At 60.4% G+C, this 23,046-nt stretch carries 22 protein-coding genes and 3 pseudogenes (1 of these 25 running past the window's edge); 18 read left to right on the top strand and 7 right to left on the bottom strand.

The window, feature by feature from the left end:
• Positions 1 to 30 precede the first annotated feature (30 nt).
• From argJ to ACW4PC_RS12030, 5 genes are all read left to right on the top strand, one after another.
• A complete protein-coding gene (gene argJ, locus ACW4PC_RS12050) occupies positions 31 to 1,272 on the top strand; it encodes a bifunctional glutamate N-acetyltransferase/amino-acid acetyltransferase ArgJ (protein WP_455873970.1) in 1,242 nt (413 codons plus the stop codon).
• A complete protein-coding gene (locus ACW4PC_RS12045) occupies positions 1,241 to 2,062 on the top strand; it encodes a GNAT family N-acetyltransferase (protein WP_455873969.1) in 822 nt (273 codons plus the stop codon). Before argJ ends, ACW4PC_RS12045 begins: the two co-directional genes overlap by 32 nt.
• Complete coding sequence (gene mutT / locus ACW4PC_RS12040) at positions 2,059 to 2,472, top strand: 8-oxo-dGTP diphosphatase MutT (RefSeq protein WP_039846256.1); 414 nt, start codon at positions 2,059 to 2,061, stop codon at positions 2,470 to 2,472. Before ACW4PC_RS12045 ends, mutT begins: the two co-directional genes overlap by 4 nt.
• Before the next feature lie 124 nt (positions 2,473 to 2,596).
• Complete coding sequence (locus ACW4PC_RS12035) at positions 2,597 to 2,914, top strand: hypothetical protein (protein WP_074069810.1); 318 nt, start codon at positions 2,597 to 2,599, stop codon at positions 2,912 to 2,914.
• Between the two features lie 37 nt (positions 2,915 to 2,951).
• On the top strand, positions 2,952 to 3,119 hold the full coding sequence (locus ACW4PC_RS12030; protein ID WP_455873968.1) for a Flp family type IVb pilin: 168 nt from the start codon (positions 2,952 to 2,954) through the stop codon (positions 3,117 to 3,119).
• Positions 3,120 to 3,143: 24 nt separating this feature from the next.
• Here ACW4PC_RS12030 and ACW4PC_RS12025 read toward each other — a convergent pair whose 3' ends face one another.
• The gene (locus ACW4PC_RS12025; protein ID WP_455874993.1) at positions 3,144 to 4,028 is read right to left on the bottom strand and encodes a methyltransferase domain-containing protein; all 885 of its coding nucleotides are present in this window, start codon (positions 4,026 to 4,028) and stop codon (positions 3,144 to 3,146) included.
• Positions 4,029 to 4,105: 77 nt separating this feature from the next.
• Between ACW4PC_RS12025 and ACW4PC_RS12020 the strand changes: the two are divergent.
• The 4 genes and pseudogenes from ACW4PC_RS12020 to ACW4PC_RS12005 form a co-directional block, all read left to right on the top strand.
• Positions 4,106 to 4,587 (top strand): annotated as a pseudogene (locus ACW4PC_RS12020) (ComF family protein); the annotation flags it as partial.
• A gap of 90 nt (positions 4,588 to 4,677) precedes the next feature.
• Positions 4,678 to 4,935 (top strand): glutaredoxin 3, encoded by a 258-nt coding sequence (gene grxC / locus ACW4PC_RS12015; protein WP_022718762.1) that lies wholly within the window; start codon positions 4,678 to 4,680, stop codon positions 4,933 to 4,935.
• 10 nt (positions 4,936 to 4,945) lie between these two features.
• Complete coding sequence (locus ACW4PC_RS12010; protein ID WP_455873967.1) at positions 4,946 to 5,803, top strand: carbon-nitrogen hydrolase family protein; 858 nt, start codon at positions 4,946 to 4,948, stop codon at positions 5,801 to 5,803.
• Positions 5,800 to 6,228, top strand: coding sequence for a DUF1178 family protein (locus ACW4PC_RS12005; protein WP_455873966.1), 429 nt, complete (start codon positions 5,800 to 5,802; stop codon positions 6,226 to 6,228). Before ACW4PC_RS12010 ends, ACW4PC_RS12005 begins: the two co-directional genes overlap by 4 nt.
• A gap of 3 nt (positions 6,229 to 6,231) precedes the next feature.
• On the opposite strand, the gene ubiG is transcribed toward ACW4PC_RS12005, so the two are convergent.
• The 3 genes and pseudogenes from ubiG to ACW4PC_RS11990 form a co-directional block, all read right to left on the bottom strand.
• Complete coding sequence (gene ubiG / locus ACW4PC_RS12000; protein WP_455873965.1) at positions 6,232 to 6,978, bottom strand: bifunctional 2-polyprenyl-6-hydroxyphenol methylase/3-demethylubiquinol 3-O-methyltransferase UbiG; 747 nt, start codon at positions 6,976 to 6,978, stop codon at positions 6,232 to 6,234.
• A 53-nt stretch (positions 6,979 to 7,031) separates the two neighbouring features.
• Positions 7,032 to 8,459, bottom strand: coding sequence for an amidase (locus ACW4PC_RS11995; protein WP_455873964.1), 1,428 nt, complete (start codon positions 8,457 to 8,459; stop codon positions 7,032 to 7,034).
• Positions 8,460 to 8,495: 36 nt separating this feature from the next.
• Positions 8,496 to 8,780: pseudogene (locus ACW4PC_RS11990) on the bottom strand (cysteine hydrolase family protein); the annotation flags it as partial.
• Positions 8,781 to 8,936: 156 nt separating this feature from the next.
• Here ACW4PC_RS11990 and ACW4PC_RS11985 point away from each other — a divergent pair.
• Positions 8,937 to 9,440 carry a hypothetical protein gene (locus tag ACW4PC_RS11985; RefSeq protein WP_455873963.1) on the top strand — a complete coding sequence of 168 codons (504 nt, stop codon included), beginning with the start codon at positions 8,937 to 8,939 and terminating at the stop codon, positions 9,438 to 9,440.
• Between the two features lie 12 nt (positions 9,441 to 9,452).
• A complete protein-coding gene (locus ACW4PC_RS11980) occupies positions 9,453 to 9,896 on the top strand; it encodes a DUF421 domain-containing protein (protein ID WP_039846247.1) in 444 nt (147 codons plus the stop codon).
• 30 nt (positions 9,897 to 9,926) lie between these two features.
• Here the strand turns inward: ACW4PC_RS11980 and ACW4PC_RS11975 are convergent, their stop codons facing one another.
• Complete coding sequence (locus tag ACW4PC_RS11975; protein WP_455874992.1) at positions 9,927 to 11,336, bottom strand: DUF5939 domain-containing protein; 1,410 nt, start codon at positions 11,334 to 11,336, stop codon at positions 9,927 to 9,929.
• A 270-nt stretch (positions 11,337 to 11,606) separates the two neighbouring features.
• On the opposite strand from ACW4PC_RS11975, the gene ACW4PC_RS11970 reads away from it, so the two are divergent.
• From ACW4PC_RS11970 to ACW4PC_RS11950, 5 genes are all read left to right on the top strand, one after another.
• A complete protein-coding gene (locus ACW4PC_RS11970) occupies positions 11,607 to 12,881 on the top strand; it encodes an aspartate kinase (RefSeq protein WP_455873962.1) in 1,275 nt (424 codons plus the stop codon).
• Positions 12,882 to 12,968: 87 nt separating this feature from the next.
• On the top strand, positions 12,969 to 15,236 hold the full coding sequence (gene ptsP, locus ACW4PC_RS11965; protein ID WP_455873961.1) for a phosphoenolpyruvate--protein phosphotransferase: 2,268 nt from the start codon (positions 12,969 to 12,971) through the stop codon (positions 15,234 to 15,236).
• Between the two features lie 28 nt (positions 15,237 to 15,264).
• The gene (prfA, locus tag ACW4PC_RS11960; RefSeq protein ID WP_455873960.1) at positions 15,265 to 16,344 is read left to right on the top strand and encodes a peptide chain release factor 1; all 1,080 of its coding nucleotides are present in this window, start codon (positions 15,265 to 15,267) and stop codon (positions 16,342 to 16,344) included.
• Positions 16,341 to 17,213 carry a peptide chain release factor N(5)-glutamine methyltransferase gene (prmC, locus tag ACW4PC_RS11955; RefSeq protein WP_455873959.1) on the top strand — a complete coding sequence of 291 codons (873 nt, stop codon included), beginning with the start codon at positions 16,341 to 16,343 and terminating at the stop codon, positions 17,211 to 17,213. The genes prfA and prmC overlap by 4 nt, the downstream gene beginning before the upstream one ends.
• Positions 17,214 to 17,553: 340 nt before the next feature.
• A complete protein-coding gene (locus tag ACW4PC_RS11950) occupies positions 17,554 to 18,228 on the top strand; it encodes a DUF4167 domain-containing protein (protein ID WP_455873958.1) in 675 nt (224 codons plus the stop codon).
• A 104-nt stretch (positions 18,229 to 18,332) separates the two neighbouring features.
• Here the strand turns inward: ACW4PC_RS11950 and ACW4PC_RS11945 are convergent.
• Positions 18,333 to 18,761, bottom strand: a pseudogene (locus ACW4PC_RS11945) (LysE family translocator); the annotation flags it as partial.
• Here ACW4PC_RS11945 and ACW4PC_RS11940 point away from each other — a divergent pair.
• Both ACW4PC_RS11940 and clpB read left to right on the top strand, forming a co-directional pair.
• On the top strand, positions 18,760 to 19,062 hold the full coding sequence (locus ACW4PC_RS11940; protein ID WP_455875076.1) for a hypothetical protein: 303 nt from the start codon (positions 18,760 to 18,762) through the stop codon (positions 19,060 to 19,062). The pseudogene ACW4PC_RS11945 and the gene ACW4PC_RS11940 overlap by 2 nt on opposite strands.
• A gap of 64 nt (positions 19,063 to 19,126) precedes the next feature.
• Positions 19,127 to 21,730, top strand: a complete 2,604-nt coding sequence (gene clpB / locus ACW4PC_RS11935; protein WP_455873957.1) for an ATP-dependent chaperone ClpB — start codon at positions 19,127 to 19,129, stop codon at positions 21,728 to 21,730.
• Between the two features lie 51 nt (positions 21,731 to 21,781).
• Here clpB and ACW4PC_RS11930 read toward each other — a convergent pair whose 3' ends face one another.
• Positions 21,782 to 23,046 carry the 3' portion of a M23 family metallopeptidase gene (locus ACW4PC_RS11930; protein ID WP_455873956.1) on the bottom strand. It continues 667 nt past the right edge of the window, so 1,265 of the gene's 1,932 nt are visible here — the last part of the coding sequence; its start codon lies beyond the right edge, outside the window — the gene reads right to left on this strand; its stop codon occupies positions 21,782 to 21,784.

The raw sequence follows: 23,046 nt of genomic DNA, 5'->3' as shown, positions 1-23,046 counted from the left end.
CTGGAAATGCCTATAGCCAGGTCGATCCTCATGTCCGGTTCCATTTCTCCGCTCGCTCCGAAAACCTTTGCCACGATGCCGGCGCTGCGCGGCGTGCGCATGGCGACCGCTTCCGCAGGCATCAAGTATAAGAACCGGACGGACGTGCTTATGATGGTCTTCGACAAGCCGGCCGCCGTTGCTGGGGTTTTTACGCGATCGAAGTGCCCGTCGGCGCCCGTCGACTTCTGCCGTGGCAATCTGCCGCATGGCGTGGCGCGCACCGTCGTCGTCAACTCTGGCAACGCCAATGCCTTCACCGGCCTGAAGGGACGCCAGGCGACCGCCTTGACGGCAAAGTCGGCTGCCGCTGCCGTCGGATGCGGCGAGAATGAAGTCTATCTGGCGTCGACCGGCGTGATCGGCGAGCCGCTGGATGCGACGAAATTCGCAGGTGTTCTCGACAGGATGCATGCCGCGGCGACTGGCGATTTATGGTTCGAAGCCGCCAAGGCGATCATGACCACGGACACCTATCCGAAGGTTTCGACCCGCACTGCCGAAATCGGCGGCGTGAAAGTGACGATCAACGGCATTGCCAAGGGCGCCGGCATGATCGCACCCGACATGGCGACCATGCTCTCCTTCGTCGTCACCGATGCCGATATCGCGCCCGCCGCTTTGCAGGCACTGCTTTCGGACGGCGTCGGCCCGACCTTCAATTCGATGACGGTGGATAGCGATACGTCTACCTCCGATACGCTGATGCTGTTTGCGACGGCTGCCGCCGCCGAGGACGGTCAGGTCCGCATCGAGCGTGCCGACGATCAGCGCCTTGCCGCCTTCCGCGCGGCGCTCAATGAAGTGTTGAAGGATTTGTCGCTGCAAGTTTGCCGTGATGGCGAAGGCGCCACCAAGATGCTCGAAATCAAGGTGACCGGCGCAGAGAGCGATGCGGCTGCCAAGCGCATTGCGCTTTCGATCGCGAATTCGCCTCTGGTGAAGACGGCTGCCGCCGGCGAAGACGCTAATTGGGGCCGCATCGTGATGGCCGTCGGCAAGGCCGGCGAGATGGCCGATCGTGATCGGCTCGCCATCTGGTTCGGCGATGTACGTGTCGCGGTTAACGGTGAGCGCGACCCTGATTACTCGGAGGAAGCCGCCTCGAATGTGATGAAGAAGCCAGATATTCCGATTAAAGTCGATATTGGGCTCGGCGCGGGTGCGGCTACGGTCTGGACCTGCGACCTCACAAAAGAGTATGTGGCGATCAACGGCGACTACCGGAGCTGATCGTTCATTGACTGAAACATTGTCCCAAAAGGCAAATTTGCCGCTCGTACGCAGGCTGGAAGCTGTCGGTTTCCGGGCATGGCCGGCTTCTTCCGTGCAATATAATGGCAGCTGGCAGGTACGGCTGACGGCGGGCCATCCGTCGAACCGGCTGAATTCCATCGTGCCGCTCGACCCTTCCGATCATCGCGACGTCGAAGTCCGGCTGGAGATGGCCAGCCGCAAATTCGAGGCTTATGGCCGCCCGGCCGTTCTTCGCCAGACACCGCTTGCGTCGCCGGTTCTGATCGATCTCGTCAAAGAGCGGCAATGGACGCATTTCGACGAGACAATCGTCATGATCTGCGACCTGGCGCATGCCGAACTGCCGGACACGCTCGATCACCTGCCGACGCATGACATCGGCCGCTTCGTCGATGCCAATCTCGCGACGGATCAAGTCTCCCCGAAGCTGAAGCCGGCGCTTGCGGAGATCATTAACGCGATCGGACCGCCGTGCGGTCTCTTCATGATCGAGGACCCGGAAACCGGCCCGCTTGCAACCGTGCTTTGTGTTCAGGACAACGATCTTGCCGGCATCATGTCGCTTTCGGTGGCTAAGAAGCGGCGGCGGGAGGGTCTCGGCCTCGAAATCCTGACCTCTGCCCTTCGCTGGGCACGCATGCGCAGCGCCCGCTCGGCCTGGCTGCAGGTCAAGGCTGCAAACGTGCCGGCTCTGGCGCTCTATGGCCGTCTCGGTTTCCGCGAAGCTTACCGCTACAGCTACTGGCGCCGGGAACAGGTGCAATGAGCGAAACCGGCAAGAATATTCTGCTGGTTGCCGCCTGCGCGTTGATCGATTCCGACGGCCGTATCCTTCTGGCACAGCGTCCGGAGGGAAAGTCGCTCGCCGGTCTGTGGGAGTTTCCCGGCGGCAAGGTCGAACCTGGCGAGACGCCGGAGGAGACCTTGGTGCGCGAACTCGAGGAAGAACTTGGCGTCAAGACCAAGGTTGCCTGCCTCGCGCCGCTGACATTTGCCAGCCACAGCTACGACACATTTCACCTCCTCATGCCACTTTATGTCTGCCGCCGCTATGAGGGCATTCCCCAGGGCAGGGAGGGCCAGGCTTTGAAATGGGTAAAACCCATGGCTCTCAGGGATTATCCGATGCCACCGGCCGACGAGCCGTTGATCCCTATGCTTCAGGATCTACTTTAGCGAATTATCGCTTTCTTGCGGCAAAGTGCCGGTTTCGGCCGGAGTTATTAATCGATCGTTTATCACCTTCTGCCAAAGATCGGCCTCACTCAAGCAATTGGCGTGTGAGTAAAAGGCTTGACGCATGGACGACGATTTCTGGAAAGCTGTCCGAGAGAAGGAACAGAGCTCGAATGCTTCGCGCAGGACGGGCGCGCTCAATCTCGTTTTGCTTTTCGGCACCGCGGTCGTTGCCCTGACGCTCATCCTCACGCCGATGCTCGCCGACAAGTCCAAGTCGAGCGTTTTCGCCAGTGTTCCGGCCGAGTTCGATACGATCACGACCGGATCGATCCCGAGAACGGAAAACGGCAAGCGCTACACGATTCGACGTAGCGTCCTGCAGGAGACGCCCGGCTCGGTCTGCGTTGTCCAGGGGTACGGTTCAGGAGCCGGCTGCTGAGGAAATCGGATATCCGCCTTGGCGGGAAAGGTTGGGCATGCGTATTCTGAAAGCTTTCCTTGCAGATGGTCGCGGCGCGACCGCCGTCGAGTACGGTCTGCTGGCCGCCCTGATATCAGCCGCCCTTGTCGGCGGACTGACGACCTTCGGCAACAGCCTGCAAAACACCTTCAATATAGTGTCCAACAACCTCGACAACCACTAGGCGAGCAACTGGCCGCGCCTTCATTCACTGCTTCAGCTTGTGCTCTTCCACACGCAGAGCATCGGCAAGCCGCGCTTTCGCCGAACCCGGCTGCAACGGCTTCTGCTGGCTTTCATGCGGTGCCCATCCTGAAACATAGATGATCGAGAATGTCGCCCTGATACGCCCGTCCGGATCGGAATAGCGCTCGGCATAGATTTCTGCCGCGCGCAGAAAGAATGCGCGGGTGGGCGGCTTGCGGCTGCGGGCGGCGAGCGGATTGGTCATGCCCATGGCGCGCAGGTCTTTCATCAGCGGGAAGAGGGAATTGTAGCGGACCGTATAGGTCTCGGCGTCGATCACCGGCAGCGCGAAGCCGGCGCGCTGGAGGAGGCCGCCCACATCGCGGACGTCGGCGAACGGGATCACGCGCGGGCTCGCGCCTCCGGTCATCTCCGCTTCCGTTGCAAGCAGAACATCCCTGAGTTCCTGGAGAGTCCCTGCTCCGGGGATCGCCGCAAGAAACAGGCCGTCGGGCTTGAGAGCGCGGCGAATCTGGATGAAGACGCCGGGCGTGTCGTTGGTGAGATGCAGACAGAGCGGCGCAAGAACGAGGTTGGCCGACTGTGGGTCGATCGGCACGTCCTCAAGCGGCGCCACGGCCAGCACTTCATTCGGCGCGGCAAATGCCTGTTCCGCCTCGACCCGGGTCATCGCACCGATCTTGCCTGTTGCGACTGCCGCCCGCGCCGCTGCTCCTGTCATCCCGTGCAGTTCCACGGCGTTCTCGAAATGGCGTTCGACGACAGCCAGCCGATCGGCAAGTTCCGCAGCGGCGATATCCAGGAGAAAGGCAGCTTTCGGATCGGCGTTTTTCAGTGCGCGACGGCGGTTTGCGGCGATCGCGGTCCGGTCGAAGATCATATCCATGCGCATGTCCATAATCCTGCGCGCGAAGGGCGGCAAGGCGGATTTTCGTTTCCTGCGGAAAGCGCCAGTCTTGGCAAATGAGGCTCATCAATTTCCAACGACCGGGGCGCTGCGATTAACGCAATTCGTGCGGCCATTCGCCACGTTCGCCGATCGGCTCTAGCCGCCGGCCCGCGCCTCCTGCGGCATTGTTGCCGCTGGCCACTGCGGATTATGTCCGAAATGCTTGCCCGGCGTGCACTTCATCGAGCGGCCTTATTGCGAAGTGCTGGGTCTGCCGTTAGCGCCGAGGCGATCGCCAACCCACCGCCCTTTTGACCGATTTCGCTCGGTCGCCGCGCACGATCACGCCGCCGGCGATCTCGCCCACGGTCTCAAATTTCGCGACCGCACAGATCCAGCGCCGATGATGGCGGGTTGGATGCTTCGCGCCAGCGACGGCATGATCGGGGCCTGCGATGTATTGGTTCCGGTTCCGCTCCATCGCTCCCGCATGCTGTCACGCAAGTTCAATCAGACAGCAGAGCTTGCCCCGCAAGGCGCGTTCTTCGGCGGGCGGGCGCCGCGGACATCACGGTTTTAACCTTTGCAAGGGCTTTCTCGGAACCTATATGAGAAAAAGAAACCGGCATCCGTCTGGAGATAAAATATGGCACCAGTCATCATCTATACGCGGCAGTTCTGCGGCTATTGCGCTCGCGCAAAATCTCTTCTCGAAGAGAAGGGGATCGATTATGTCGAACACGATGCGACCTTTTCGCCGGACCTACGCCAGGAGATGATTGGCAGGTCAAATGGCAGAACGACATTCCCGCAGATATTCATAGGCGGGCAGCATGTTGGCGGATGCGATGATCTATATGCGTTGGACCGGGCCGGCGGGCTCGATCCCATGCTGGTAGCCTGAGGGGGGTCCGATGACGTTCAAGGCCGCTGCCGTTCAGATGTGTTCCGGAGTCGATCCTGCGAAGAACGCAGCCTCGATGATGCACTTGGTGCGTGAGGCAGCAGCCCAGGGTGCGATCTATGTGCAGACGCCGGAAATGACGGGCATGCTGCAGCGCGACAGGATTGCCGCGAAACTGGTGTTGCGCGACGAGACGGGCGACATCATCGTCAGAACGGCGTCCGCACTCGCTGCCGAACTCGGCATCTACCTGCATGTCGGCTCGACGGCGATCGCACTCGACGACGGCAAAATCGCCAATCGCGGCTTTCTCTTCAGCCCGGAAGGCAAAATCCTCAATCGCTACGATAAGATCCATATGTTCGACGTCGATCTCGATAACGGCGAAAGCTGGCGGGAGAGTGCCGCCTATCGTCCGGGCTCGGAAGCGCGCGTCTTGTCGCTGCCATTTGCGGAAATGGGCTTTACGATTTGCTACGATGTTCGGTTTCCTGCGCTTTTCCGCGCCCAGGCGATCGCCGGGGCGGAAGTCATGACGGTGCCTGCCGCATTCACGAGGCAGACGGGTGAGGCGCATTGGGAAATCCTGCTTCGGGCCCGCGCCATCGAAAACGGGGTTTTCGTCATTGCTGCGGCGCAGGCCGGGCTTCATGAGGACGGCCGCGAGACCTACGGGCATTCGATGATCATCGATCCCTGGGGCAAGGTGGTGGCCTCGGCCGGCGGTACCGGCGAGGCGGTGCTTGTCGCGGACATCGATCGAACGGCGGTCAAGGCCGCTCGTGACAAGATTCCGAATCTCAAAAACGGCCGTGAATTCTCGATCGAAAAAATTACAGGGGCTGTCGTGGGAGGCGTCGCCACTTGATCCGTTATTCCCTCAGTTGCGAGAATGCCCACGAATTCGAAGCATGGTTTTCCGAAAGTGCCGATTTCGACCGCCAGGTTGCGTCCGGTTACCTCACCTGTCCGGTCTGTAATTCCACATCCATCTCGAAGGCGTTGATGGCGCCATCCGTCTCGACCGCCCGCAAGAAGGACGAGACGAAGACGCTGGCGATGGATACCGCGCGCCGCGACGCCTTTGAGAAGCTGAAGGCAGCCGTCGCTCACATCAAGGCGAACGCCGAGGATGTGGGCGCGCAGTTTCCCGAAGAAGCTCGCAAGATTCACTATGGCGAGGCGGACGCCCGTGGCATCATCGGACAGGCGACGACCGACGAGGCCCAGGCGCTGCTCGATGAAGGCATCGAAATTGCAGCGCTTCCGGTCCTGCCCGAAGACGTGAACTGATCGCTATTCGGGCCGCTTCGCCAGCAGCATGTAGTTCACGTCCATATCCTTGGACAGGTTCCACTGGTTCGACAGCGGATTGAAGAAGACGCCGGTGCGCTCGATGATCGTCATGCCGTGCGCCGCAAGAGGCTTTTCCAGCTCGTCAGGGCGGACCAGCTTTTCATATTGATGCGTGCCGCGCGGCAGCCAGCGCAGGATGTTCTCGGCCGCGAAGATCGCGAGTGCGGCGGCCTTCATCGTGCGGTTGATGGTGGCGACGAACATCAGCCCGCCGGGGCGCACCATCCTGGCGCAGGTCGTCATGAAGAAATCGACGTCGGCGACATGTTCCACGACTTCCATGTTCAGCACGATATCGAAGGTCTCGCCGGCTTCCGCAAGCTGTTCGGCGGTGACTGCTCGATAGTCGACTGTGACGCCAGACGCTTGCGCGTGTGTCGAGGCAATACCGATGTTCTTCTCCGAGGGATCGGCACCGACAACACTTGCACCCATGCGGGCGACGGGTTCCGAAAGCAGGCCGCCGCCGCAGCCGATGTCAAGCACGCGCAGGCCTTCCAGCGGACGCGGGCTCTTCTGGTCACGGCCGAAGTTTTCGGTTGCCTTGTCGCGGATATAGGTGAGGCGCACCGGGTTGAACTTGTGCAGAGGTCTGAACTTGCCGGTCGGACTCCACCATTCCGCCGCCATTGCGGAAAAGCGGTCCACCTCGCTCTGGTCGATCGTGCTTTTTGCCGCGTCGCTCATGACCCTGCTCCTTGCGTTCGTCGTGAGTGAAGTCGGACGATCAGCCGCATAAGTCAAGAGGCGGGAAAACGGGGAACGGCAAGACGCGCCTCGAGTGCCGCACCTATCGCCAGGACGCCTTCGTCGGCAAAGCGGCGTCCGACGATCTGCAACCCGACCGGCATGCCATTTGCTGCAGGACCGACCGGTAGTGAAAGCGCGGGCAGTTGCGGCAGCATGTTGAAAGGGCAGGTCATGTCGAGCCCGGCGAAACGGCCGTCCGGACAGGTCGCGACATAGTCGTCGTCAGTTTCGCTGGCGAGCGGAGCGGTGATGGCGCAGGTGGGACAGAGCAGGGCGTCGTAGCTCTCGAAGAGCTTTGCCATATCGCGCCACATTGCGGTGCGCAGCAGTTCCACGCGCTTGTAGGCGGTGGCATTCATTGAAAAGCCGCGCTCGATGATCGCGACGACGGCGGGATCCATTTTCTCCCGGTATTCGGCAATTGTCTCGCCGAAGAAGCCAGACATGAAGACGCACCAGAGATCGAACCATTCATCGTTAACCGAGCGCGTCCAATGCATCGGGACTTCATGGACGGTGGCGCCGGCGCGGCGCAATTCCTCGACAGCAACGCGTATCGCCTGCTCGACCTCGGGCTGGATACGATAGTAACCGAGGTCCATTGAGAGTGCGAAACGCTTGCCTTCCAACTGGCCCTCGCGCGCCGCATGTGACATGAAGCCGATCGGCAGCGAAGAAATGTCCTCGTCGCTCGGACCGCAGGCCGCTTCCATGAAGGCGATGGCGTCTCCCACCGTGCGCGCCAGCGGACCGAAATGCGAGATGTTGTCGAAAACGCTTGGCAGGATCGTCATCGGAATTCGTCCGAGGCTCGGTTTCAGGCCGACCGTGCCGCAGAATGCGGACGGAATACGCACAGAGCCGCCCATATCCGTGCCCTCCGCGAAAGGCACGACGCCGGTCGCGACCGCAACGGCCGACCCACCGGAGGAGCCGCCGGAGGTGCGCTCCGGATCCCACGGATTGCGGGTCACGCCCCAGCGCGGGCTTTGGGTGAAGCTCGCAAAGGCGAATTCCGGCGTTGTCGTCTTTCCTATCAGAATGGCACCCGCGCCTTGAAGACGGCGGATGCAGAGCGCTGTTTCGGCAGGCACCCAGTCGCCCTTTGTCCATGAGCCCAGCGTCGTCAGATCGCCTGCGGTCGGCGTCAGGTCCTTGGCGGCGAACGGTACACCGTGTAGTGGGCCGGTAGCTTCGCCGCGGGCGGCGGCGCGATCCGCCTCGCGGGCCGCTTCCAGCGCCTGCTCCTCACGGAGGACGGTGAACGGATTCAGCGTTTCGCGCACCGCCTTGGCGCGGCGGATCGATTCCGCCACCACGTTTTCGGAGGCGAACCGGCCCTGGCAGATACCGCTTGCGATTTCCATTGCAGGAAGGTCCAGCGGATGTGGTGTGGCGGTTTCCAGTGGCTTACTCATCGTGGCTTCTGCCGGCATAAAGGAGTGCGTGCGTTCTTATGCCGCTCTAGTTTCAACGGATATAGTGAAGCATCCTCGATCAACCACGTGCTTGCTGCAAAAAGTCATCCGTTGCGATTGCTCGAGCTCAACGGAGAAGCGATTTCTCAGAAATTCCAGCGAGGCATCGGAGGTTTGGTCGTCGCTCCTACAGACCGCATCTTCGACAAGGATGACGCGGTAGCCGAGGTCAATCGCTCCGAGTATCGTCGCCATCACGCACACGTCGGTTTCGCCGCTTGTCATCACCAGTGTTTCGACTGGTTGCGCCTGAAGCATAGGCCGCTGCATGTCGACACAGACATGGCGCCAATTTCCGAGCGGTCCTCTGTTCATTGGAACCTCCGACATTTTAACTCGGCATCGGTTGGTTCCTTGAATTATTGAAACTCGTTGCGGCCCGCGGCGTTATCTCGCAGGCGGATAAAGGCGGCGCAGATGACGAACAAAGGGACCGGCAGCGACCATTTGCCCGACGGCGTCACTGAACATCGGGACTTTCAACGGCGGGTCTGGATCGTTCAGCGTGTCGCCTGGTTTGTCTTCGGTCTTATCCTCGCGAGCTGCCTCTTCGGCGCGTTGGGAAAGGGCGGATATCTTTCCCGCGCCTTGGTGGAAACGCCGCAAGGAACGGTCGACTACCCAGCCATCTCGCGATGGAATGCGCCGGACGAGATTCATATTCGATTCGGACCCGGCGATGCGGATTGCGTCTTCACAGTCGATGCAGCGTTTCTGAAGGGCTTCTTCGTCGAGGGCATCGACCCGCCACCGAAGGCGGTGACGTCCAAAGCCGGCCTGATCCATTATCAGTTTCCCGGGGATCCAGGCATGCCGATCGATGTCAGGTTCCGGCTGCAAACCCAGTCGCCGGGCTTTCATCGCATTCGTGTCGGTATCGGCGATCACGTTTCGGCGCCGCTTGTCTTGATCCTTCCGTGAGGAGAACTCGATATGGAAAGCGTAATTCGCGGCCTTTCGATCTATTTTGCCCTCCTTGTCATCATACGCCTGTCGGGCCGCCGGACGCTCGCGCAGATGACCCCGTTCGACCTCGTGATCCTGTTGGTGGTCTCCGAGACGACGCAGCAGGCGATGCTCGGCGACGATTTTTCGATAACCAATGCGATCGTGCTGATCTTGACCCTGTTTCTTGCGGATATCCTGCTCTCCTATCTCAAGAGCTGGTCACCGCTTGCGGGCAAGGTCATCGACGGCGTTCCGACTATTCTGATTGCGAATGGGGTTGCAGACCAGGAGGCCCTGCGCGGCTGCAGGCTGCAGATGGAAGACGTGCTCGAGGCTGCGCGCAATCAACAGGGTGTCGAAAGCGTCAAGGATATCCGCTTCGCTATCCTCGAGGTGAGCGGCGCCATCAGCATCATCAAAAATCAATGACTGCTGAGCCGCGAAGGCCAGGAAGGTGGCTTATGGAATCGCATAGATGCTGATTTCGTGGGCGATGCCGCGAAGCGTGACTTTTTGCGACATCGGATTGAGGCCGCGATCCGTCAGAAGGCTTAAGGCGCGCGGGTCGCCCAATACCGAGCCGGTCGCGAAGATTTCGCGCGATGTGGCCAGATGCTGGACGCGCGAGGCGATGTTCACCGTCTGCCCGAAATAATCCTGCCGTTCGTTCAGGTTCACGGCGATGCATGGTCCTTCGTGGATGCCGATCTTCAGAAGCAGATCTTCACTGCCGCGTTCCTGGTTGAGCTTGCGCATCGCCTCGCGCATTCGCATGGCCGCGACGACTGCCCGGTCGGGGGTCGGGAAAGTGGCCATCACCGCGTCGCCGATTGTTTTCACTACAGCACCCGCTTCCGCGCCAACGATGTCGTTGAGAATGCTAAAATGCGTTTTCACGAGGTCGAATGCCGCAAGGTCGCCTACTCTTTCGTAAAGCTCAGTCGAACCGCGGAGATCGGTGAAGAGGAAGGTCAAACTGGTGATCTTCAACCGCTGATCCACTTCTATCGTGTCGGTGCGGTAGATGTCGCGGAAGGTCTGGTTGGAGAGCAGGCGCTTGGCAGTCAGGAACGGGCGGCGGCGGCCGAGCAAACCATGCAGGGCCTCGTTCGCTATGCAAACAGATGGCAAGGTGCGGACCTCGGTGTGGTTCTCCACCGAAATGCGCACCGGACCGGGCCTCAGCTCAAGGGGCTCGCTATGCCGGTGTGTGCGATCGAATACAAGCGAGAGGCTCTGCCGCTCCTTGGTTGGCTCGCCTTTGATATCCAGGAACTGCGCTGCGTGGGTGACCGGTTCGAAGATGATGACGAAATCCGCAGGCAGCTGCAGGGAAATGACGGCTTTCTCTCCCGGCGGCAGTTCGAGGGATTCAAGCACGAATTCGTCGACCTTCGCCTCAAAATCTTCCTCCGGCAGGTCGACACCTGAACTCCAATAGATCTGGCGGAAATACTCCAATGGCGGCAATTCGTGCGGATTGTGAGCGGCAATGCGGCGCACCCGCGGACTGACAGTGAAGGTGACCTCGACCATCTCGTCCAGCGTCGGCTCGTAGCCCGCCGCGCAAAGTGCGCAGTTATACTCGTCACTCTGGACGGTCTTCAGCGAGGTGTTGGCGTCGAGCACCCCGCCACAGCCTGGACACAGCACGTTCCATGACAGATCGAATATGCCAAGGCGGGACGCGTGCAGGAAGGCGTTGACCACCTGCTCTTCGTCGAGGTCCTCGCTGGCGGCGAAGGCAAGCGCATTGACACGGCAAAGCTTGCGGTCGGGGGCGTCATGGACGAGCCGCTCCATAGTGTCGACGATTTCAGGCTGCGCCGACTGGCGCAGTTGTGCGAATAAAGACCGGGCCTCATTCATGATAAACATCTTACACCGAATCCGATGCACGTCAGCGGATTTCCTCAAGGTGGATGAGATTGTCCCGTGGGTCTTTCCGTTTCAGTCGACGGCCACCTTGCCACCCCCATTCAAACTCGCTAAGAGACGCCGCAACTTGGGCCCTTGGGTGCAAGGCCTTAGAAGGGTTCCACAGACTCCTTATCCGACCCTTCGGCCATGCTGTTTTCAGGGCTCCGTCATGCCGGGTCTGGCTTTCGTCTCTCCCGGCGTTTGCTGTGGTAGAGGCTTATGGCACGCATCGTAATGAAATTCGGCGGAACGTCCGTCGCTGATCTGGACCGCATCAAGAACGTTGCCCGCCATGTGAAACGTGAAGTCGATGCCGGCCACGAGGTTGCAGTGGTGGTGTCGGCGATGTCCGGCAAGACTAACGAGCTGGTCGGCTGGGTGCAGGGGACGCCCAAGGTGGTCGGTGCCAATTCACCTTTCTACGATGCGCGCGAGTATGACGCGGTCGTCGCTTCCGGTGAGCAGGTGACCTCCGGGTTGCTGGCGATCGCGCTGCACGCCATGGACATCAATGCGCGCTCCTGGCAGGGCTGGCAGATTCCGATCCACACCGACAATGCACATGGCGCTGCCCGCATCCTTGAAATCGACGGTGCCGACATCATCAAGCGCATGGGCGAGGGTCAGGTTGCCGTCATCGCCGGCTTCCAGGGTCTCGGGCCGGACAATCGGATAGCGACGCTTGGCCGCGGCGGTTCGGATACGTCGGCGGTGGCGATCGCGGCTGCTGTCAAAGCCGATCGCTGCGATATCTATACCGATGTCGACGGCGTCTATACGACCGATCCGCGCATCGTGCCGCAGGCGCGTCGACTGAAGAAGATCGCCTTCGAGGAAATGCTCGAAATGGCCTCGCTCGGCGCCAAGGTGCTGCAGGTCCGCTCGGTCGAGCTTGCCATGGTACACAAGGTCCGTACCTTCGTGCGCTCCTCTTTCGAAGATCCCGATGCTCCGGGCATGGGTGATTTGTTAAATCCGCCCGGAACGCTGATTTGTGACGAGGATGAAATCGTGGAACAAGAAGTAGTCACCGGCATCGCCTATGCCAAGGATGAGGCTCAGATCTCGCTTCGCCGTCTTGCCGACCGGCCCGGCGTTTCCGCCGCAATCTTCGGCCCCCTCGCCGAGAGCCATATCAATGTCGACATGATCGTCCAGAACATTTCCGAGGACGGTTCGAAGACCGACATGACCTTCACCGTGCCTTCGGGCGACGTCGAGAAGGCGATCAGGGTGCTCGGCGAGAACAAGGAGAAGATCGGCTACGACGTCGTGCAGAACGAGTCGGGCTTGGTCAAAGTTTCGGTCATCGGCATCGGCATGCGTTCGCATGCCGGTGTTGCCGCCACCGCTTTCAAGGCTCTTGCCGAGAAGGGCATCAACATCAAGGCGATCACGACCTCGGAAATCAAGATTTCCATCCTGATCGACGGTCCTTATGCGGAACTCGCTGTCAGGACTTTGCATTCCTGCTACGGTCTGGATAAGAATTGATTCCCAGCAGGCCTGCCGCATTTAAGTTGTGAAGTTACGCGGCGTCTGCCGGGTTACTTTGCTTTTGTTTTTGGAGCTTGAGACGCCATGAGAGACCTATCCGGCGGTCCGCGCGTGCTGCTCAAGCGGCTGCGCGAGTTGATGGCGGAGCCGCTGGAGCCGCAGGAGCGTCTCGACCGGATCGTTCGGCAGATCGCCAGCAACATGGTGGCCGAGGTTTGCTCCGTCTACGTGCTGCGCTCTGACGGCGTTCTCGAACTTTATGCGACTGAGGGCCTGAAGAAAGAGGCCGTCCACCTGTCGCAATTGAAGATGGGGCAGGGCCTCGTCGGTACGATCGCCGCTTCGGCGCAGCCGCTCAACCTTTCCGATGCACAGTCGCACCCCGCTTTCCGTTATCTCCCGGAAACCGGCGAAGAAATCTACCATTCCTTCCTCGGCGTGCCGATCCTACGCACCGGCCGTTCGCTCGGCGTTCTCGTCGTGCAGAACAAGGCGAGCCGCACCTACCGCGAGGAAGAACTAGAAGCGCTCGAGACCACGGCGATGGTGCTCGCCGAGATGATCGCCACCGGCGAGCTCAAGAAGATCACGAAGCCCGGCCTTGAACTTGACCTGACACGCTCCGTCACGATCAATGGCGATACCTATAACGAAGGCATCGGGCTCGGTTATGTCGTGCTGCATGAGCCGCGCATCGTCGTCACCAATCTTCTCAACGAAGATTCGGAGAAGGAAATCCGCAGGCTGGCGGAGGCGATGGGTTCGCTTCGGATTTCGATCGACGACTTGCTTTCGAGCCGCGACGTGTCGATGGAGGGCGAGCATCGCGAGGTTCTGGAAACCTACCGCATGTTCGCACATGACCAGGGCTGGGTGCGGAAGCTCGAAGAGGCGATCCGCAACGGCCTGACGGCGGAAGCAGCGGTCGAAAAAGTCCAGAGCGACACCAAAGCGCGCATGATGCGTCTGACGGATCCTTATCTCCGCGAGCGCATGCATGACTTCGAAGATTTGGCGAACCGCCTTTTGCGGCAACTGACTGGCTACAGCGGCCACGCGTCGGGTGACGGTTTCCCGAATGATGCGATCATCCTCGCGCGCGCCATGGGTGCCGCCGAACTGCTCGACTACCCGCGCGCCAATGTGCGCGGCTTGGTGCTCGAGGAAGGCGCCGTCACCAGTCACGTCGTCATCGTCGCCCGTGCCATGGGCATTCCGGTGATCGGCCAGGCGGCAGGCGTTGTCGCGCTTGCCGAAAACGGCGATGCCGTGATCATCGATGGCGACGGCGGCCATGTGCATCTGAGGCCGTTGCCGGAGCATCAGAGGTCTTACGAGGAAAAAGTCCGGTTCCGCGCGCGCCGGCAGGAGCAGTTCCGGGCGCTGCGCTCCGTTGAGCCGCTGACGAGGGACGGGCAGCGGATTTCGCTGCTGATGAATGCCGGGCTTCTGGTCGATCTGCCGCAGCTTGCGGAATCGGGTGCCGAAGGTATTGGCCTCTTCCGCACCGAGCTGCAGTTCATGATCGCTTCCACGATGCCGAAGGCCGACGAGCAGGAAATCTTCTATCGCAACGTGCTGAAGCAGGCGGCCGGCCGCATCGTTACCTTCCGCACGCTCGATATCGGCGGCGATAAGGTTGTGCCCTATTTCCGCGGCCACGAGGAGGAGAATCCGGCACTCGGCTGGCGTGCCATTCGCTTGTCGCTCGACCGTCCGGGGCTCTTGCGCACGCAGCTTCGCGCCATGCTGAAGGCGGCCGCCGGGGCCGAGCTGAAGCTCATGGTGCCGATGGTGACCGAGGTTTCCGAGATCGCGGCCGTTCGCGAGCTTCTGCAGAAGGAAGTGCAGCACCTGTCCCGCTTCGGCCACGGCCTGCCGCGCAAGCTGCAGTTCGGTGCGATGCTGGAGGTGCCGGCACTACTCTGGCAGCTCGACGAACTGATGGCGGCTGTCGATTTCGTCTCAGTCGGCTCCAATGACCTCTTCCAGTTCGCTATGGCAGTGGATCGCGGCAATGCGCGCGTTTCCGACCGCTTCGATACGCTGGGCAAGCCGTTCCTCAGGCTCTTGCGCGACATCGTGCGAGCCGGTGAGCGCAACAATACGCCGGTGACATTGTGCGGCGAGCTTGCCGGCAAGCCGATCTCGGCGATGGCGCTGCTTGGTCTCGGCTTCCGCTCGGTGTCAATGTCGCCGGCCTCGATCGGGCCGGTAAAGGCAATGCTGCTCGGTCTCGATGCCGCGGCGCTGGCGAAGGTGATGAACGAGGCGTTGGACGATATCCACGCGACGACCCCGATGCGCGAGGTGCTTGCCCACTTCGCCGAGAGTCACAATATTCCCCTTTAGCAAACTATAAGAAGAATCGGAGCGAAGGGTGGCGAAGCTTCCCGTTGAAAAGATGCGCGAGCTGGAACGCCGCTTCGGCGAAATTGAAGCGCGGATGTCGGCCGGCCCGTCGGCGGACGTCTACGTGAAGCTCGCCTCCGAATATTCCGAGCTGCAGCCCGTCGTCACCAAGATCCGCGCCTATGAAAAGGCTGAAGCCGAGCTTTCCGATCTCGAAGCGTTGCTTGAAGACAGGTCCGTCGACCGTGAGATGCGCGATCTCGCGGAGCAGGAATTGCCGGATGTGAAGGAGCGCATCGAGGCACTGGAGCAGGAAATCCAGATCCTGCTGCTGCCGAAGGATGCCGCAGACGAAAAGAGCGCGATCCTTGAAATCCGCGCGGGTACGGGAGGCTCGGAGGCCGCACTCTTCGCAGGCGATCTTTTTCGCATGTATGAGCGTTTCGCCGCGGCGAATGGCTGGAAGGTCGAAATCCTTTCCGCAAGCGAGGGCGAAGCCGGCGGCTACAAGGAAATTATCGCCACGATCACCGGCAAGGGCGTCTTCGCCAAGCTGAAGTTCGAGTCTGGCGTGCATCGTGTGCAGCGCGTGCCCGAAACCGAAGCGGGTGGGCGCATTCACACGTCGGCAGCAACGGTCGCCGTGCTGCCCGAAGCCGAAGAAATCGACATCGAGATCCGGCCGGAAGACATTCGTATTGATACGATGCGATCGTCCGGCGCGGGCGGCCAGCACGTCAACACCACGGATTCCGCGGTGCGTATCACGCATCTGCCGACGGGCATCGTCGTCACCAGTTCGGAAAAGTCACAGCACCAGAACCGCGCCAAGGCGATGCAGGTACTGCGTTCGAGGCTCTATGATGCCGAACGACAAAGGGCCGATAGCGAACGTTCCGCCGATCGCAAGAGCCAGGTCGGCTCCGGCGACCGCTCGGAGCGGATACGCACCTACAATTACCCGCAGGGCCGCATTACCGATCACCGCATCAATCTGACGCTCTACAAGCTGGACCGGATGATGGAAGGCGAGATCAATGAAGTGGTGGATGCCCTGCTTGCCGATTATCAGGCAAGCCAACTGGCTCAGCTTGGCGAGCTGCAATGACCGGAGCGCGGCCGACGGTTTCTGAAGTTCTCGCCGAAGTCCGCCGCCGCTTCACCGAAGCCGGTATCGCCGATCCCGCAACGGATGCAAGACTGCTCGTTGCCGGATTGCTGAGGTTCTCCTCGAGCGAAATGCTATCACGCGGTAATGAGCCCGTCGCTGCCGATAAAGAGGCGCTGATCCTGGCGGCTGTGAAACGACGGCTAGCGCATGAGCCGGTCCACCGTATTCTCGGCGAGCGGGAATTCTACGGTCTGCCGCTTTCGCTTTCCGCCGAGACGCTGGAGCCGCGGCCAGACACGGAAATTCTCGTCGATACGATGCTTCCTTATTTAAGAACACTTGCAAAGACGGAGGAACATCTCCATATCCTTGATCTAGGAACCGGAACCGGGGCAATATGCCTTGCGCTTTTGAGCGAATTTCCGGGAGCGTCGGGTATCGGAAGCGATGTATCCGCAGATGCCCTCAGGACGGCAGAATCAAACGCTGCAAGAAACGGATTGAAGGAACGGTTTGAGACTGTGCAATCAAGTTGGTTTCAAAACATTCACGGTACGTTTCACGCAATCGTCTCAAATCCGCCCTATATTGCTTCCAATGTCATTGACAATCTCGCTCCTGAAGTGACGAAATTTGATCCGGCGGCAGCTCTGGATGGTGGCCCCGATGGGCTTGACGCATACAAAGCGATAGCCAAGGATGCTGCCAGGTTCATGCAGCCAAACGGCGTCATAGGACTGGAAATCGGCTACGACCAGCGGAATCACGTAACGGCGGTCTTCGAAGCCGCAGGTTTCAAATGCGTCGAATCCGCAAAGGATTATGGCCAGAATGACCGGGTGCTTGTGTTCGCACCCATCGCTTGAGCGACAAATTGCAGCATTGAACAGGACATTACTGCTATTGCGAAGAAAAGGCTTGGATTTCCCGGGGAAGCGATATAGGTTGCCCTCACGCGTTGGGCAGTCAAGAAGGAACGTCGATTCGTTCGGTACTTGGTCGGCCTCGGGGGTCCACTCTTTTAAACGAGAGTTTCAAAGGTTGAACACGACCCAATGCGTGAATCAGTCAATATGACTTGAGAACAAGCGGCAGGTCGGCGCGAAGGCGCATTATGCTTGCGGCACGAAGGCCCTGAGCCGGTTTACCGGCCACGGCGGTTGGTGCCATAATTCCACACAAACAGAGAATTCAGGTGAACGATCTATGAGGCCAGGACAGCAGAACAAGCGCGGTCGAGGGCGTGGCAGTAACAACAACGGCGGCGGAAATAACAACAACAATTTCAACCGCAAGGGTGGCAATCCGCTGACGCGGACCTACGACAGCTCCGGCCCCGACGTGAAGATCCGCGGTACGGCTCAGCATATTGCTGAAAAATATTCGCAGCTTGCCCGCGATGCCCAGAGCTCCGGTGACCGCGTCATAGCCGAGAACTACCTGCAGCACGCAGAGCACTATTACCGCATCATTGCGGCCGCCCAGACGCAGATGCAGGAACGTTTCCAGCGCGACGATCGGAACGAATATACCGAGCGCGAAGGTGGCGAGCGCGATGGCGACGAACTGGATTCGGTAGACAGCGATGATGCCGTCGTCGTTCAGCCGCCGCGCGAGCAGCATCGTCGCGAACAGCGCGCAGAAGCTCCCGCTTCTTTACCGGCCCCGACTCAGGAATCCAACGACGGAACCGGCCCTCAGCCGGAAATCGAAGGCATTCCGGCCGAAGTCTCCATGGAGGAAGAAGGCGGCCAGCAGCGCGAACGCCAGCCGCGCCGCCGTAACGCCAGCAACCGCCCCCGCCGTCCGCGCCGCGCCGAAGGCGAAGGCGAGGCTGCTTCCGCCGAAGCACCGGCTCTGGTCGAAGCGGCCACGGAATAAGGCTGCCGTCTCCGGCTCAACACGAATATTGTCGCGACAGAGCCAGCGAGTGCGATTGCCATCACGATATTGAAGGCGCGCGCAATGCGCGCGTCTTGAAGCAGTTTCTGCATCAATGCGCCAGCCATTAACCAGGCGAGACCGCTCGGAAAGGCTGCCACAAAGAATAGGACTGCGCAGGTTGCGGCCAAGCCGAAAGCGCTTCCTGGAGATGCGCCGGAGTAGGCGGCAATCCCACTCACAGCAACCAGCCAGCCCTTCGGATTCATCCATTGAAATGCCGCCGCTTGCAGAAAGCCCACGGCTTTCGTGTCGCCTTTCGCCTGCGTCACGTCCGCGGTCGCGATCTTCCAGGCCAGCCAAAACAGAAAGGCAGCGCCGATCAGATTCATGATCGTTAGCGTAAGCGGGTAAAGCAGAAACAACTGCGCAAGGCCGAGGCCCGCACAGAAGAATAGCGACGACATTCCCAAGGCAGCACCGAGCACGCATGGCAGGCCGCGTGTCAAACCGACGAGTGAGCCGGTCGCCATGATCATGACATTGCTGGGGCCGGGCGTGATGGCGCCGACGACTGAAAAGGTCAGAAATGCAATCGTTTGCTCGAGGGTCATCTCGGCTCTGCTGTTTAGGAAGCTGCAACGCATACCAGCAGCGCTACAATCGGGTCTTGAACGTTCGTGCCATCAGGCCGTGCCGCGCGTTCGCGGAGGATTCTTCGGCCTGGGTTTTCGTGGTTCCGGGCTCTTTAAACTCGCGAAAATCCATCCCATATTCGTCCTCGAATGCTTCGTCCAATTTCCAAAAAGGATGAAGCAACGGCTCGCCTTTTGAGGGAGCTCAATCTCAATCATCGGTCTGTGCCTTATAAGGGCAGGGCGATCCATGGAGGTAGAATATGAATATCGAAAAGTATTCCGAGCGGGTTCGCGGTTTCGTTCAGTCCGCCCAAACCTATGCCTTGGCGCAGGGTCACCAGCAATTCACGCCGGAACATGTCCTCAAGGTCCTGCTTGACGACGATCAAGGTATGGCTGCTTCGCTGATCGAACGCGCCGGCGGCGATGCCAAGGCCGCGCGGCTTGCAAACGATGCAGCGCTTGCAAAGCTGCCGAAGATTTCCGGCGGCAACGGCAACATCTATCTCGCCCAGCCGCTCGCTAGAGTTTTTTCCACGGCTGAAGAGGCCGCCAAGAAAGCCGGCGACAGCTTCGTCACGGTCGAGCGGTTGCTGCAGGCCTTGGCGATTGAGTCTTCCGCTTCGACCTCAACGACGCTGAAGAATGCTGGCGTGACGGCGCAGAGCCTCAATCAGGTTATCAACGATATTCGAAAAGGACGCACGGCCGACTCCGCTAATGCGGAACAAGGCTTCGATTCCCTGAAGAAATACGCCCGCGATCTGACCGGCGAGGCCCGCGAGGGCAAGCTCGATCCGGTGATCGGCCGCGATGACGAGATCCGCCGTACCATTCAGGTCCTCTCCCGCCGCACCAAGAATAACCCGGTGCTGATCGGCGAGCCCGGCGTCGGCAAGACGGCAATCGTCGAGGGACTGGCACTACGCATCGTCAACGGCGACGTGCCGGAGTCTCTCAAAGACAAGAAGCTGATGGCGCTCGACATGGGCGCGCTGATTGCTGGTGCAAAGTATCGCGGCGAATTCGAAGAACGGCTGAAGGCCGTGCTCAACGAAGTGCAGTCGGAAAACGGCGAGATCATCCTTTTCATCGACGAAATGCACACGCTAGTCGGCGCCGGCAAGGCGGATGGAGCGATGGATGCTTCCAACCTGCTGAAGCCAGCGCTTGCGCGCGGCGAGTTGCACTGCGTCGGTGCCACCACGCTCGACGAGTACCGCAAGCATGTCGAGAAGGACGCAGCACTCGCCCGCCGGTTCCAGCCCGTCATGGTCGATGAACCGACGGTCGAGGACACGATCTCGATCCTTCGCGGCCTCAAGGAAAAATACGAGCAGCACCACAAGGTTCGCATTTCGGACTCGTCGCTGGTGGCGGCTGCGACGCTGTCGAACCGCTATATCACCGATCGCTTCCTGCCCGACAAGGCGATCGACCTGATGGACGAGGCGGCCGCGCGGTTGCGCATGCAGGTGGATTCGAAGCCCGAAGAGCTCGACGAGTTAGATCGCCGCATCATGCAGCTGAAAATCGAGCGTGAAGCGCTAAAGAAGGAAACGGATGCAGCCTCCGCCGACCGTCTGACGCGGCTCGATGCCGAACTGACGGACCTGGAGGAGAAGGCCAACGCTCTGACGGCCCGCTGGCAATCGGAAAAGCAGAAGCTCGGTCTTGCCGCCGATCTCAAGAAGAAGCTCGACGACGCCCGCAACGAACTGGCAATCGCCCAGCGCAAGGGTGAATTCCAACGCGCCGGCGAATTGACCTATGGCGTCATTCCGGAGCTGGAAAAGCAACTGGCCGATGCGGAAAGCCAGGATGGCGATCGCAGCGCCATGGTGCAGGAGGTCGTGACCCCGGACAATGTCGCCCATGTCGTTTCCCGCTGGACCGGCATTCCGGTCGACAAGATGCTGGAAGGCGAGCGCGAGAAGCTGCTCAGGATGGAAGACGAACTGGCGACTTCGGTCATCGGCCAGGGCGATGCTGTGCAAGCCGTATCGCGTGCCGTTCGCCGCGCGCGCGCCGGGCTGCAGGACCCCAACCGGCCGATCGGCTCATTCATCTTCCTGGGCCCGACCGGCGTCGGCAAGACTGAGCTTACCAAGGCGCTCGCCCGCTTCCTCTTCGACGACGAGACGGCGATGGTGCGCATGGACATGTCGGAATACATGGAAAAACACTCGGTGGCCCGGCTGATCGGCGCCCCTCCCGGCTATGTCGGCTACGAGGAAGGTGGCGCATTGACGGAAGCTGTCCGCCGCCGACCTTATCAGGTCGTGCTCTTCGACGAGATCGAGAAGGCGCATCACGACGTCTTCAACATCCTGCTGCAGGTGCTGGATGAGGGGCGCCTGACGGACGGCCAGGGCCGCACGGTCGACTTCCGCAATACGATGATCATCATGACCTCGAACCTCGGTGCCGAATTCCTCACCCAGCTGGGCGAGGGCCAGGACAGCGACACGGTTCGCGAGGAGGTGATGGAGGTCGTGCGCGCCAATTTTCGGCCGGAATTCCTGAACCGCGTCGACGAGATCATCCTCTTCCATCGCCTGAAGCGCGATGAGATGGGCGCGATTGTCGATATCCAGCTGAAACGGCTGGTGGCGTTGCTGGCCGAGCGCAAGATCACGATCGAGCTCGATGACGATGCCCGCAGTTGGCTTGCCAACAAAGGCTACGATCCGGTCTATGGCGCGCGGCCATTGAAGCGGGTGATCCAGAAGTATGTCCAGGATCCGCTCGCCGAGCAGATTCTCTCCGGCCAGGTGCCGGACGGATCGACGGTGAAGGTCACCAACGGTTCCGACCGCTTGCTGTTCCGCCCGCGCAATTCCGCCGTCAGCGAAGCAGCGTAAAAGACGCATCCGGGAAAGCTAATGGCGGCTCCGGCCGCCATTTTTCTGGGCCTACTTGCTGGCGATCTGATCGACCGGCTGGTTATTCAGGAGCGTATCGATGCGCTTGCGCTCGTCCTGGAATTTAGCCAGTGCTTCGCCGGCCAGCGACTTGCCGCCCGGCAAGCGGATGCGGAGCGGATCGACCTTGGTACCGTTGACGATCATCTCGTAGTGCAGATGCGGTCCGGTGGATTCGCCGGTGGTGCCGACCCAGCCGATCACCTGGCCCTGACGAACTTTTGCTCCGGGCACGATGCCTTTGGCAATGGCGCTCTGGTGGTTGTAGGAGGACTCGTATCCATTGGCATGACGGACGATCGTCTGATTGCCATAGCCGCCGGAATCCCAGCCGGCCTTCTCGACCGTGCCATTGCCGGTCGCGATGATCGGCGTACCGCGGGGAGCGGCCCAGTCGACGCCCGTATGCATGCGGGCAAAACCCAGGATCGGGTGGCGTCGCATGCCGAAACCGGACTTGAAAATGCCGTTCGGCACCGGGTTGCGCAGCAAGAACTGACGGATGCTCTTGCCTTCCTGATCGAAGTAATCGACGTTTCCGTCCGCATCCTGGAAGCGGTAGAAGCGTGTCACCGTATCGCCAAAACGGGCATTGACGTAAAGCAGTTCGGAATTCGGCGTCGCGCGGCCGCTCGAATCGGCGACAGAGAAAAAGGCCTCGAGGAAATCGGTCGGCCTCAATTGCGCCTGGAAGTCAACATTTGCCGCAAGCAGCTTGATGATCAGCGCCGTCATATCCTTGGTCATGCCGTAGGAAAGGGCGGCGCGATAAATGCCGTCATAAACGCGCGGCAGGTTCTGGCCAGCGGGAACTGACAGCGAATTGTCATCGAAGGCAGTCGCGATCGCGTCAAGCCTAGGCGGTTCACTTGCCTCAACGAAGCGGCTCTTGTCATCGAGAGCGATTGTGACGAGATGACGCGTGCCGCGATAGACGCTGGCGCGGATGAGTTTGGCCTGTTCGCCCTTCTGGATGATGCCGACACGCAGGACGTCGCCCTTGGCAAGCTCGTCGCTGCCGAGTGGCGGCGCGAGGTTGGCAGAGAGCATCTTCGCCTGCGGCTCGGGATAGCCGGAATCCATCAGCGCCTTGACGATGGTGACATCCTGGCGGGCCGGCACGATGTCGTCGGCAAATTCCTCGGTCTGCGGCGTGATCGATTCCGGTGCAGACACCGTCATGTTCTGCTCGAGAACGCGGGCTGACAGGCCTGATGTCAGATCGACATCGTTGTCCTCGTTCGAAAAGCGCTGAG

The organism is Rhizobium yanglingense, from assembly GCF_977109285.1.
This window is presented reverse-complemented; position numbering and strand designations above follow the sequence as displayed.